This is a genomic window from Arthrobacter sp. 10T416, from assembly GCF_056394165.1.
This window is the reverse complement of record NZ_JBFTHI010000008.1, coordinates 84,742-97,078: the sequence shown is the minus strand read 5'-3', so window position 1 is coordinate 97,078 and position 12,337 is coordinate 84,742. Positions and strand designations below refer to the sequence as shown.

General features: G+C 69.5%; 10 protein-coding genes. 7 read left to right on the top strand and 3 right to left on the bottom strand.

Annotation, left to right across the window (positions count from 1 at the left end):
* Positions 1-152 precede the first annotated feature (152 nt).
* The 5 genes from AC1DBE_RS10405 to AC1DBE_RS10385 all read left to right on the top strand — a co-directional run bounded on the left by AC1DBE_RS10405 (position 153) and on the right by AC1DBE_RS10385 (position 5,110).
* Positions 153-542: a DUF3499 domain-containing protein gene (locus AC1DBE_RS10405; RefSeq protein WP_476879298.1), complete on the top strand. Its 390-nt coding sequence runs from the start codon at positions 153-155 to the stop codon at positions 540-542.
* Between the two features lie 83 nt (positions 543-625).
* Positions 626-889 carry a hypothetical protein gene (locus tag AC1DBE_RS10400; protein WP_476970448.1) on the top strand — a complete coding sequence of 88 codons (264 nt, stop codon included), beginning with the start codon at positions 626-628 and terminating at the stop codon, positions 887-889.
* An 88-nt stretch (positions 890-977) separates the two neighbouring features.
* Positions 978-2,465 carry an adenosylhomocysteinase gene (ahcY, locus tag AC1DBE_RS10395; RefSeq protein ID WP_476970447.1) on the top strand — a complete coding sequence of 496 codons (1,488 nt, stop codon included), beginning with the start codon at positions 978-980 and terminating at the stop codon, positions 2,463-2,465.
* Between the two features lie 146 nt (positions 2,466-2,611).
* A complete protein-coding gene (locus AC1DBE_RS10390; protein WP_476970483.1) occupies positions 2,612-3,835 on the top strand; it encodes a L,D-transpeptidase in 1,224 nt (407 codons plus the stop codon).
* A gap of 36 nt (positions 3,836-3,871) precedes the next feature.
* On the top strand, positions 3,872-5,110 hold the full coding sequence (locus tag AC1DBE_RS10385; protein ID WP_476970446.1) for a L,D-transpeptidase: 1,239 nt from the start codon (positions 3,872-3,874) through the stop codon (positions 5,108-5,110).
* A gap of 11 nt (positions 5,111-5,121) precedes the next feature.
* Here AC1DBE_RS10385 and AC1DBE_RS10380 read toward each other — a convergent pair whose 3' ends face one another.
* Positions 5,122-5,928, bottom strand: a complete 807-nt coding sequence (locus AC1DBE_RS10380; protein ID WP_476970445.1) for an RDD family protein — start codon at positions 5,926-5,928, stop codon at positions 5,122-5,124.
* Positions 5,929-6,034: 106 nt separating this feature from the next.
* On the opposite strand from AC1DBE_RS10380, the gene AC1DBE_RS10375 reads away from it, so the two are divergent.
* The gene (locus tag AC1DBE_RS10375; protein ID WP_476970444.1) at positions 6,035-7,027 is read left to right on the top strand and encodes a stage II sporulation protein M; all 993 of its coding nucleotides are present in this window, start codon (positions 6,035-6,037) and stop codon (positions 7,025-7,027) included.
* Positions 7,028-7,152: 125 nt separating this feature from the next.
* Positions 7,153-8,535 (top strand): TIGR01906 family membrane protein, encoded by a 1,383-nt coding sequence (locus tag AC1DBE_RS10370; protein WP_476970443.1) that lies wholly within the window; start codon positions 7,153-7,155, stop codon positions 8,533-8,535.
* Positions 8,536-8,610: 75 nt separating this feature from the next.
* Here the strand turns inward: AC1DBE_RS10370 and AC1DBE_RS10365 are convergent, their stop codons facing one another.
* A complete protein-coding gene (locus AC1DBE_RS10365) occupies positions 8,611-10,440 on the bottom strand; it encodes an AMP-dependent synthetase/ligase (RefSeq protein WP_476970442.1) in 1,830 nt (609 codons plus the stop codon).
* A 63-nt stretch (positions 10,441-10,503) separates the two neighbouring features.
* Positions 10,504-12,261: a dolichyl-phosphate-mannose--protein mannosyltransferase gene (locus AC1DBE_RS10360; protein WP_476970441.1), complete on the bottom strand. Its 1,758-nt coding sequence runs from the start codon at positions 12,259-12,261 to the stop codon at positions 10,504-10,506.
* Positions 12,262-12,337: the final 76 nt, after the last annotated feature.

Sequence of the window (12,337 nt, the reverse complement as noted above, 5' to 3'; positions counted from 1 at the left end):
ATATGGCGCCCCCCGGACGCGCCGCCCGGCTGCCGGCCGGCGCGTGTGCGGCCCGCGGATGCCCTGCCGTTGCAGCGGTCCGGCCGCCGGCTCGGGCCGCACCGCGCGTCAATGCGCCCGGGCAGGGCCGCGGGGGAGTAGTCTGTGATGTCGTGGGTGCAATTCGTCAATGTTCAAGGTCAGCCTGCCGCAATTCGGCGGTGGCAACCTTGACGTACGTCTACGCCGATTCCACGGCCGTCCTCGGCCCCCTGGCGACCTACGCCGAACCGCACTGCTACGACCTCTGCGAACAACATGCCGGCACCCTGACAGTGCCGCGGGGCTGGGAAGTCCTGCGCCTGGCCATGCCCGCCACGCCGGCCGGCCCCGGACCCGATGACTTGCTGGCCCTCGCGCATGCCGTTCGGGAGGCCGCCGCACGGCCCGCAGCGCCCGAACCGGGCCAGGGCCAGCGTGCCGCGCATCCGGCGCTTGAGGCCCCCGCCGCGGCCGAGGGAACCCGCCGGGGACACCTGCGCGTCCTGCGCGAACCCTCCTGAACCGCGGACATGGCGGTAGGCTGGGAACAGATATTTCCGTACGCCACCGGCGCCAGCGGCGCCGCCCCCAGGGAGCCCTCACCATGCCAAAGATCAGTCCCGAACTGCTGTCTGTCCTGCGTTGCCCGGTGACGGGATCGGCGCTGGTCCAGGAGGGTGAAGAGCTCGTCGCCACATCCCCTGCCGCCGACGGCGTGACGCCGCGTTACGCGATCGAGGACGGCATCCCGCTGCTGCTCCCGCCGGAACTGCTGGCAGCGGCCACCGCGGCGCCGTCGGATCAGCACGACGGCGGCCAGCCCGACGGCGGCCGGCGCGAGGGCGCACCCCGGCACGCCGCAGAGTAGTTCCCGCCGCGGGCCCATCGCCGGGCGCTGCGGCGCCGAACCACTTCCAGTCCCTTCAGCTACATTCCGGCTACCACAAAGGAACCCCATGACGTTCGACTACAAAATCGCCGACATTTCCCTGGCCGAGGCAGGCCGCCACCAGATCCGGCTCGCCGAGCACGAGATGCCGGGCCTGATGTCCCTGCGCGAGGAATTCGGAGCCAGCCAGCCGCTCAAGGGCGCCCGGATCGCCGGCTCCCTCCACATGACCGTCCAGACGGCCGTGCTCATCGAGACCCTCACCGCCCTGGGCGCCGAGGTCCGCTGGGCATCCTGCAACATCTTCTCCACCCAGAACGAGGCCGCGGCCGCCGTCGTCGTCGGCCCCGGCACCGTCGAGGACCCCCAGGGCGTCCCGGTGTTCGCCTGGAAGGGCGAAACTCTCGAGGAATACTGGTGGACCGCCGAGCAGATCCTGACCTGGCCGGGCGCCGACGCCAACCCGGACCTGGGCCCCAACATGATCCTCGACGACGGCGGCGACGCCACCATGCTGGTGCACAAGGGTGCCGAATTCGAAGCCCTCGGCGCCGTCCCGGCCACCGCGGACGACGAGTCCGAAGAGGGCCGTGTATTCCTTGACGTGCTGCGCGCCTCGCTGCAGAAGGACCCGCAGAAGTGGACCCGGATCGGCTCACGCCTGCTGGGCGTCACCGAGGAAACCACCACCGGTGTGCACCGCCTCTACCAGCTCGCCGAGCAGGGCAAGCTCCTGTTCCCGGCGATCAACGTCAACGACTCCGTCACCAAGAGCAAGTTCGACAACAAGTACGGTATCCGCCACTCCCTGCCGGACGGCATCAACCGCGCCACGGACGTCCTTATGGGCGGCAAGGTCGCCGTCGTCTGCGGCTACGGCGACGTCGGCAAGGGCGCCGCGGAGGCGTTCCGCGGCCAGGGATCGCGCGTGATCGTCACCGAAATCGACCCCATCTGCGCGCTGCAGGCGGCGATGGACGGCTACCAGGTGGCGACCCTGGAGAGCGTGCTGGCCGAAGGCCACATCTTCATCACCACCACGGGCAACAAGGACGTCATTATGGCCGAGCACATGGCCGGCATGCGTGACAAGGCGATTGTGGGCAACATCGGCCACTTCGACAACGAGATCGACATGGCCGGACTGGGCCGGATCCCGGGCATCAAGAAGGTCGAAATCAAGCCCCAGGTGCACGAATGGGTCTTCGAGGCCGACGCCGCGACCGGCCAGGACAGCCACTCCATCATCGTCCTGTCCGAGGGGCGCCTCCTGAACCTGGGCAACGCCACCGGCCACCCCTCGTTCGTGATGAGCAACTCCTTCGCCAACCAGACCATCGCGCAGATCGAACTCTTCACCAAGGCCGGCCAGCCGGAGGGTGAGCGCGAGTACGAAAAGCAGGTCTACGTGCTGCCGAAGATCCTCGACGAGAAGGTCGCCCGCCTGCACCTGGACGCCCTCGGCGCGGAACTGACCGAGCTGACGAAGGAACAGGCCGCCTACCTCGACCTCGACGTCGCCGGACCGTTCAAGCCGGAGCACTACCGCTACTAAAACGGCCAGCGCGGCACAGGAAAGGGCTCCGGACTCGCCGTCCGGGGCCCTTTTTTGTGACCGTATCGTGGCGCGCGTGACGGCGGGCCGCCCCGGAAATTCACTTATGCTTTCCATGTAACGTCTGGAAGGACCCGAGTATAGTGATCGCCCCAAAAAGCTGGAGTACCGGCCGGAAAGTGGCCGTGCTGGCAGCTGTGTGCGCCCTCGCCGCAGGCGGCGGCGTGTTCGCCGCGGCCGGACCGCTGGCCCACGCCTCCTTTGCCTCCGAAGCCGCCTCGCCGGAGCGATCCACCCAGGGCCTGGCATTCCCCGTGGTGCCCCCGCTCGAGCTCACTGCCGCCCCCGCCGACGCCGCGGTGCAGGTCAACCCGGCCGCGCCCGTCACCCTCAAAGTCGGCAACGGCCGCATTGAGCGCGCCGCCCTGACCAGCGAGACCGGCCAGTCCGTGGACGGCGCAATCAGCGCAGACGGTTCGAGCTGGTCCGCCGCCGGTCCGCTGGAATTCAACACCCGCTACACCTACAGCTACTCCGTGACCGACGGCGCCGGACGGAGCACCAACACCACCCGCAGCTTCACGACGGTGACCACCGCCAACGAGGCCGACGCCGCCATCTACCCGCTGGACGGCATGAAGGTAGGCGTCGCGCAGCCGCTGCAGCTGACGTTCAGCGAACCGGTCCTGAACCGTGCCGCCGTCGAAAAGGCGATCAGGATCAGCTCCACCTCCGGCCAGGTGGGTGACTTCCACTGGTACAGCAACACCATGGTCCGGTACCGGCCAAAGGCGTTCTGGGCCGCCAACAGCACCGTCACCATGGACATCAAACTCTTCGGCGTCAACCTCGGCAAGGGCCAGGTGGGCAACTTCAACAAGAAGGTGACCGTCCACATCGGCGACAAGAGGGTCGCGGTGGCCGACGCCAAGGCCCACACCTTCACCGCCTCGATCAACGGCCGGCAGGTCGGCCGGTGGCCGGCCACCCTCGGCGACACCCGCTTCCCGTCCGCCCGCGGCTACCTCGTGCTGATGGAAAAGTACCGGGTGGAGCACATGGACGCCCGCACCATCGGGCTCAAACCCGGCGACCCGGCCTACTACGGCCAAATCGACGTCAATTACGCCACCCGGCTGACGCCCAGCGGCGAGTTCATCCACCAGGCCACGGACTCGGCCATGCCCTACCTCGGCAAGGTGAACCTCTCCCACGGCTGCGTCGGCCTCGGCCCGGCCGCGGCCAAATGGGTCTTCGACAACATGACCACCGGCGACGTCGTGCAGGTGGTCAACACCGACGGCGACTACGCCGCCCACACCGACGGCTTCGGCGACTGGAACATTCCGTGGGCTAACTACGCGAACTAGGCCTGAATCCGGGGGAATGCAGTGGGGGATGCACGAATGAAGAAAACACGCGCGGGCTCGCGAAGCCGCGGCAAGATGCTGGCGGTCGCCGCGATCTGCCTGGCCATCGGAGCCGGCGGGACCGGCGTCGCCGCGGTCCCCGTCTGGGCGGACGCCGAGCTGCCCTCGGAGGCAGCCTCGCCGATGCGCAACGTCGCCGGCCTGGCCGCCCCCGTGGTGACGCCCGTCGAACTCGGGGTCACGCCGCTCGACGGGGCCGCGGACGTCAACCCGGCCGCGCTGCCGTCGGTGAAGGCAGTCAACGGGACGGTCAAGGGTGTGGTGCTGCAGTCCGAAACCGGCGGTACCCCCGTGCCCGGGACCGCCAGCGCCGACGGTTCCACCTGGACCGCCGGCGAACCGCTGGAATTCGACACCCGCTACCGGTACAGCTACACGATCGTCGACGCCGCCGGCCGGGAAACGCACAAGAACCAGACTTTCGCCACGGTCGCCACCGCCAACGAGGCTGACGCCGCCGTCTACCCGGCCAACGGCAGCACCATCGGCGCCGGCCAGCCGATCGAGATCGTTTTCAGTGAGCCCGTCCTGAACAAAGCCGCAGTGGAGAAAGCCGTCAAAGTCACGGTCTCCTCGCGGCAGGCGGTGGCCTGGCGTTGGTACTCGGACCGGCGTGCCCGGCTCCGGCCACAAAACTTCTGGGCCGCCAACAGCAGGATCACCGTGGATCTGAAGCTGTTTGGCGTGGACTTCGGCAACGGCATGGTCGGCAACTCCAACGTGCCGGTCTCGTTCACCGTGGGGCAGCAGCGTCTCGCCGTCGTGGACGACATCACCAAAACCATGAAGGTCTATTTCGACGGCCGGCTGGTCCGGACGGCGCCGGTCACCCTCGGCGACAAGGACTGGCTCTCGCCCTCCGGCTACGCGGTCATTATGGAACAGGAGCGCCGCTCCAAGTTCAACGCCGGGAGCATCGGGCTCAAACCCGGCGACAAGGGTTACTACCCGCCGCTGACCGTGGAGTACGCGAACCGGCTGACGACGTCGGGCGTCTACGTCCACCAGGCCCTCGAATCCGCGTGGGGCGCAGTGGGCCGGGCCAACGTCTCGCACGGCTGCGTGGGCCTGCTACCGGCCGACGCGGCGTGGTTCTTCACCAACATGAAGACCGGCGACGTCGTGCAGACCCTGAACACGGGTGCTGCGCCCGTGGAACCGCTCGAAGGCTTCGGCGACTGGAACATCCCCTGGGCGCAGTACGCCAAACGCTAAGGCCGAGGCGGCTAGCGAACGCGCTGGTACGGCAGCCGGCCCAGCCGGGCACCGAGCCGGGCGTTCCGCTCCCCGGTGAGGCGCAGGCGGTCCAGTTCGCGCCGGCTCCGCTCGCCAAGGACCGCCGCCAGATACTCCTCGGGCCCGGTGCCCGGCGGCGGCGGGGGAGCGACGTGCGTGGCCAACTCGGTGGCCAGGGATTGCGCCATCGCCATCCGGGATGCGGGCGACATCCGGCCGGCCTGGCGGATGAAAAGGGACGCGCGGAGCGCGGCCGCATCCGGAATCCGGCCAATATCGGCCAGTGACGTCCACGGCTGGAGCTGGAACGGCACACCGTGCAGGACCGGCGCCTCGGCGCGGACCCGGCGCCGCAGCGCATACGTTCCGGCCACGAAGTCACCCAGCCGCTTGGACCGGCCGTTGAAGAGCGCGACGGCGACCGCCAGGCCGCCGACCGTGGCATAGATCTCCAGGAACCCGATCAGCCCGCGGATCAGGGCATGCCGGAACCGGATGGAACCGCCGTCGTCCCGCACGATCCGCAGCCCCGTGGCCAGCTTGCCCAGCGACAGGCCGCGGCTAAGGGTCTCCACGGTGACTGGCAGCACCACAAAGCAGAAGACCACGATCGACGTGACAATGGCTCCTGTGGCGGCGCTGTCCAGCCGGGGTGCCGCGGCGCCGAGCACCGTCAGCAGGCCGAACAGCAGGGCGCCGTGGGCCAGGACGTCCAGCAACAGCCCCAGCGCCCGCGCCGCGAAGGACGCCGGCCGCAGCTCAAGGACCACGGCCTCGCCTGTGATGATGGAACTCAACCCGGACCCCCACTCGTCTGCCAGTCACGCACAGTCTAATCACCCCGGCCACATCATCCCGCGCAGATGCCGGACGGATCGCGGCCCCGGGCGCTAGGGTGGTGCCGTGGACATCGAGGCGTTCTCCCTGGTGAACGGGGACAAGTGGGCGCGGCTGCACGCCCTGGCGCACCAGCGCCGGCTCAGCGGCGCCGATGCCGACGAACTGCTGCGGCTCTATCAGGGCGCGTCGGCCGACCTCTCGCTGCTGCGCTCCGTGGCGCCCGAGAGCGGGCTGTCCGCGGCGTTGTCAGCCACGCTGGCCCAGGCCCGCACCCGGTTCACGGGCGCCCGTTCGAACTTCATGGAGGACCTGGCCCGGTTCTTCGTCATCGCGCTGCCGGCGGCCCTGTACCGGATCCGCTGGCTGACGCTCTGGTGCGGGCTGGCGTTCTGCCTGGTCGCCACCGCGTACGGTTTCTGGATCGGGAATTCCCCGGATGCGCTCCGTGCCCTCGGCTCGGACGACGCGGTCCGCCGCTATGTGGAGCAGGACTTCATCAACTACTACTCCGAGAATCCCGCGGCGTCGTTCGCGGGCATGGTGTGGACCAATAACGCCTGGATCGCCGCGCAGGCCGTGGCGCTGGGCATCACCGGCTTCTGGGTCCCCATGATGCTGATCGGCAACGCCCAGGGCGTGGGGGTTGCCGCCGGGGTCTTCGCCGGCGCCGGGAAGCTGGACGTGTTCTTCAGCTACATCCTGCCGCACGGCCTGATGGAGCTGACGGCGGTGTTTGTGGCCAGCGCGGCCGGACTGCGGATCTTCTGGGCCGTGGTGGCGCCCGGGCCGCGCCGCCGCTCGCAGGCCCTCGCGGAGGAAGGCCGGTCCCTGGTCACGGTGGCCCTCGGGCTGGTCCTGGTGCTCCTGGTCTCCGGCATGGTGGAGGGCTTCGTCACGCCCAGCGCCCTGCCCGTCTGGGCCAAGATCACCATCGGCGCTGCGGTGCTGGCCGGCTACTGGGTGTATGTTTTGACACTGGGCGGGAGGGCCCACCGTGCTGGCGCCAGCGGCGACCTCGACAGCCGGGACGCCGGTTACACCGAAATTTCGGCCTGAATCGGTGCGGCCCCGGGGTGGCACCTCGCCGGGGCTGAGGCCCTGACGGTAGGCTCGGAGTCAGATATGTGGCGYTGCCGGTCCCCGGGCCCGGCRGCGCGGAASCCTACGGAAGCGAAGCAGCAGTGACGGAAAAAAGTCCCACCCCTCCGAATCGACAGGATCCGGATCTGGACCCCGCCGACGACGCCGATGAACCCGCCTTCGAATGGATGAAGCCGGCCGCCGCGGGCAAGCGGACCGACGCCGCCGCGGGAACCCCGCAGGCCCGGCAGGAAACCACGGCCGCGGGCGCCCGCGGGGAGGCACCGGCGGACGCACCCGCACCGGAGCCCGCGCGGGAAACCACAGCATCCGGACCCGTAGCAACAGCCGCCCCTGCTGACCCGGAGGACCGCACCCCGGCCGCCGGCGAACGCCAGGGCCGCCGCGCGGACCGGCGGGCAGCCGGCGCCGCATCCGCCGCCGCCGCAGGAACTGCGGCGGCCGGCACCGGCACCGGCACCGGCACCGGCACCGACCCTGCCAGGCCCGCGGGCCGGACCGGGTCCGGGGAATTCAAGGAAGCACTCCCAACGTCCGCCCTGCAGGTCCGGCCGCCCGCGGAAGAGGTGGAACGCCGCAACGCCGAACGCGAACAGGCCGCCAACGCCAAGCCGGTCGCACCCCGCGTGATGCAGGTCCTGCTCGCCATCTGCTACCCCGTGATCCTGCTGGTCCTGGCCGTCCGCGCCGTGACCAGCCCGCTCTTCCTCTGGGTGGAGTACAACCGCCCCGGCTTCCCCGGCGACGGCTACGGCTTCAACACCGACGACCGCATGACCTACGGTTCGTACGCCGTTGACTACCTGAGCAACTGGTCCGGCCCGCGCTACCTCGGCGAACTCGTCAACCGTGCCGGGGATCCGCTCTTCAAGGACGGCGAAGTCAGCCACATGGCCGACGTCAAGCTGGTGATGCTGTCCTCCTTCGGCGGCGGCGTCCTGCTGGCCCTGCTGAGCATCATCGCCATTCTCTACCTGCGCCGCCGCAGCACCGGCGGTGTCCGGCGCGGCCTCTTCGCCGGCTCGATCGCCACCCTCGTGATCATCCTCGGCCTTGGCGCCCTCGCGGTGCTCGGCTGGGAGCAGTTCTTCACCGAGTTCCACCGGATCTTCTTCGCCAACGGTACATGGACGTTCTCCCTGCAGGACACCCTGATCCGGCTGTTCCCGGGCCAGTTCTGGGTGGACGCCGGGATTGTGATCGGCGCGCTGGTGTTCCTGGCTTCCCTCGTCACCCTGATCCTGACCTGGCCCACCCGGAAGCGCCGCGGCCTGGCGCCCCGGGTCCGGGAAACCGCCACGGCGGACGGAACCGGCAGCGTGGACGCCACGGAACTCAAGGGCCGCCGCTTCAAGCGGGCACGCACCGGCTCCGGCGCCACCGCCGCACCGGAGACCGAACCCGACGTCGACGGCGTCGGTACCGACGCCGCCCAAGCGTCCGGTCGCGAGGCCAAGTCCTAAACGGTTCACACACAGCAAAAGCGGCCGGCACCCCAGTGCCGGCCGCTTTTGTGTGCGCAGGGGAGTGGCCGGAGCCTACCCGTAGATGCGGTCGATCTGCGCCTGGAAATCTTTGACGACGGCGGAGCGCTTGAGTTTCAGGGACGGCGTCAGGTGCCCGGACTCGACCGTGAAATCGGTGTCCAGCACCACGAACGTGCGGATCGACTCGGCCTTTGACACCAGGGTGTTCGCCGCGTCGACGGCCGCCTGGATCGCGGCGCGGACCTGCTCGTTGGCTGTGGCCTCCGCGACGCCCATCAGGGGCACACGCTGCGCCGCACACCAGTTCTCCAGGCCCTCGGGATCCAGGTTGACCAGCGCCGACACAAACGGCCGCCCGTCCCCGACCACCACCGCCTGGGCCACCAGCGGGTGCTCACGGATCTTTTCCTCCAGCGGCCCCGGCGCCACATTTTTACCCCCGGCGGTCACCAGCAGGTCCTTCTTCCGCCCGGTGATGGTCAGGAATCCGTCGGCGTCCAGCGACCCAAGGTCACCGGTGCGGAAGAACCCGTCCACGAACGCCTCGGCGTTGGCGGCCTCGTTGGCGTGGTAGCCCTTGAACACCCCAATGCCCTTGACCAGGATCTCCCCGTCGTCGGCGATCCGGATGGTGGTGCCGGGCACCGGGATCCCGACGGTTCCCACCTTGGAGCGGGACGGCGTATTGGCGGTGCACGGGGCGGTCGTCTCGGTCAGGCCGTAGCCCTCCAGGACCGGCACACCGGCGCCGCGGAAGAAATGGGCGTCGTTGGCGCTGAGCGGGCTCGCCCCGGAGACGGTGTAGCCGAGGCGTCCGCCGAACGCGTCCCGGAGTTTCGGGTACAGCAGCCGGTCGAACACGGCGTGCTTGGTCCGCAGCACCCAGCCGGGGCCCGCGCCAGTGCCCCGGCCCGCGGCGTCCAGGGCCGTCGAATACCCGATGGCGACCGCGGCGGCCGCCCCGAAGAGCCGGTCCTTGCCGGCCAGCGCCGCCTTGCGCGCGGCCCCGGCGTAGACCTTTTCGAAAATGCGGGGCACCACCAGCAGGAACGTCGGCTTGAACGTCCCAAGGTCATCCAGGAGTTCCTTGGCGCTGGCGGTGTGGCCGAGTGTGGCGCCCGCGCTGAGGCAAATGACCTGGACGGCCCGGGCCAGGACATGGGCCAACGGGAGGAACATCAGGCTCCGTGCGTGCGGCTGCAGCAGGACTTCCGGCAGGAACAGGACGATGTTCTTCGCAACCAGGGCGAAGTTGCCGTGCGTGATCTCGCAGCCCTTCGGCCGGCCGGTGGTGCCGGAGGTGTAGACCAGGGAGGCGACGTCGGCGAGGGCCGCTGTTGAACGGTGCCGCTCCAGCTCGGCGTCGCTGACGCCGCTGCCGGCGGCAGCGAGGCTGGCAAGGTTCGGCGCGGCGCCGTCGTAGTCCATCCGGACGACGCCGAGGACCCGGCCGGCCAGCAGCGCCGAACCGTCCAGGACCTGCTGGACCAGCGCAGCCTTCGCCTGGTCTTCAACGAAGATGCGGCGGGCGCCCGAGTCGTGCAGGATCCACTCCACCTGGCTGACCGAGGAGGTTTCGTAGATGGGGACGGTGACGCCGCCGGCGAACCAGATCGCGAAGTCCACCACGGTCCATTCGTAGCGGGTCGCGGACATCACGGCCACCGTTTCCCCGGGAGCCAGCCCGCCGGCGATCAGCCCCTTCGCGAGGGCCGTCACCTGGTCGAGGAACTGCTGGGCCGGGATGTCCGCCCAGCCGGAGGGACCTTTGCGGGAGTAGAGGGCGTGCACGGGGTCCTTGGCGTGCTGTTCGAGCAGCAGGTCCGTCACATTGCTTTCCGGATCCAGCTCGACGAGCAGTCCGGTGCTGGCTTCTCTCACAACACGTGTCTCCCGTTCCGTTCTGCGGCCCGGCGGACGCGGGGCTCCGCTAGTAATCCTGCCTTAGATCCAGGACGGCATCCACATCCGCATCCGCCAGTCCTGGTAGGTAATCAGCTCCGCCGTCCAGATCGGGTAGAAGAACGCCGAGAGCAGCACGGCCGCGACGACGAAGAGTGCCACCAGGTAGAGGCCGGAGCGGCGCCGCCAGAGCGGGTCCGAGCGCCGGCCGAGCACCAGCCCCAGGCAGTACACCAGGGCGAGCACCAGGAACGGTTCGAAGGACACCGCGTAGAAGAAGAACATGGTCCGTTCCGGGTACATGAACCAGGGCAGGTAGCCTGCGCCCACGGCTGCCAGGATGGCCCCGGCCCGCCAGTCACGCCGGCCGGCCCACCAGAACAGCAGGATCCCCAGGCATACCGCGGCGCTCCACCAGATCAGCGGGTTGCCGACCGAGAGGATGGCGGAGGTGCAGTTCGGCCCCCCGCAGTCCGCCGCCCCCTGCTTGGACGACTCATAGAAGAACGACGTCGGCCGTCCCATCACCAGCCAGCTCCAGGCGCTCGCCTCATACGGGTGTTCCGCGCTCAGGCCCTGATGGAACTTGTACGCCTCGAGGTGGTAGTGGGCCAGGGAGCGGAGCGAATCCGGCAGCCAGCCCCACTGCGCCGAGGGGTTGGTCTCGGCCCAATGCCGGAAATAGGCGTTGCTGGAGCGGAACCAGCCGGTCCAGGTGGCCAGGTAGACCAGGCCGGCGACCGGGACGATGCTCAGGAACGCCGCGATGCCGTCCTTGAGGATGCCGCCGGTGATCCAGCCGTGGACCCCGGCGATCCGGCGCGCGCTGAGGTCCCACAGGACGGTCAGCAGGCCGAAGCCGGCCATAAAGAACAGGGCAGACCATTTGGTGCCGACCGCCAGGCCAAGGCAGACCCCGGCGGCGAGCCGCCACCAGCGGATCCCCAGCCAGGGGCCGGCGGCCAGCTGCAGCCGCGAGGGAACGCCGCCGGCTGAGGCGGATCCCCGCCGGGCCAGCCGTTCCGCGAGGCGGCGGCGGCCGTCGTCGCGGTCCATCAGCAGCGCCCCGAAAGCGGCGAGGATCCAGAACATCAGGAAGATGTCCAGCAGCGAGGTGCGGGACATCACGAGGTGGTGGCCGTCCACGGCCAGCAGCACCCCGGCCACGGCGCCCAGGGTGAGCGAGCGGAAGAGTTTCTGGGCGATCAGGGCGAGCAGGAAGATGGACAGGGTGCCGGTCAGGGCGGCCGAGAAACGCCACCCGAAGGGATTGTCCGGGCCGAAGAGCCACATACCGGCGGCGATCATCCATTTACCCACCGGCGGGTGGACCACGTATTCGGGGGTATTCAGGAGGACCCCGGGGTTGCCGGCGATAAAGGAGTCGTTGGCCTTTTCCGGCCAGGCGCGCTCGTACCCGCTGACCAGGAGCGAGTAGCCGTCCTTGACGTAATAGGTCTCGTCGAAGACGAGGTTGCGCGGGGTGTCGAGCCGGACAAAACGCAGGATCCCGCCCAGCACGGCGGTGAGGACGGGAATCAGCCAGAACCAGAGCCGCAGGGTGGGCGGGTAGTCCCGCCAGCTGCGGATATCGCCGATCAGCCGTTCCTTGAGGGCTTCGACGCCGAACGCCTCGGCCGGCCGGCCGATCCAGCGGTGCCCCTCCAGGTTCCGCCCGGTGCGGGCCTGGTCCCGCCGGCCTGCGGCGTGGCGGGTGCTGTCCGGGGTTTGGTCGGCGGGCAATGATGCGGCTGAACCGGCCTCGGCAGGCCGCATGGGGGTCTGCGTCACGTTGCCCATGCTACCTTTCACGGCCGGGAACGGCGGTCCCGCGCGCCCACCGGCAGTAGTCTGGTGGGGTGGATCCCGAACTGAG

Coding starts and splice junctions, on each gene's coding strand:
- AC1DBE_RS10400 (WP_476970448.1), top strand. CDS start 626: ATGCCAAAGATCAGTCCCGAACTGCTGTCTGTCCTGCGTTGCCCGGTG.
- AC1DBE_RS10385 (WP_476970446.1), top strand. CDS start 3,872: ATGAAGAAAACACGCGCGGGCTCGCGAAGCCGCGGCAAGATGCTGGCG.
- ahcY (WP_476970447.1), top strand. CDS start 978: ATGACGTTCGACTACAAAATCGCCGACATTTCCCTGGCCGAGGCAGGC.
- AC1DBE_RS10360 (WP_476970441.1), bottom strand. CDS start 12,261: ATGGGCAACGTGACGCAGACCCCCATGCGGCCTGCCGAGGCCGGTTCA.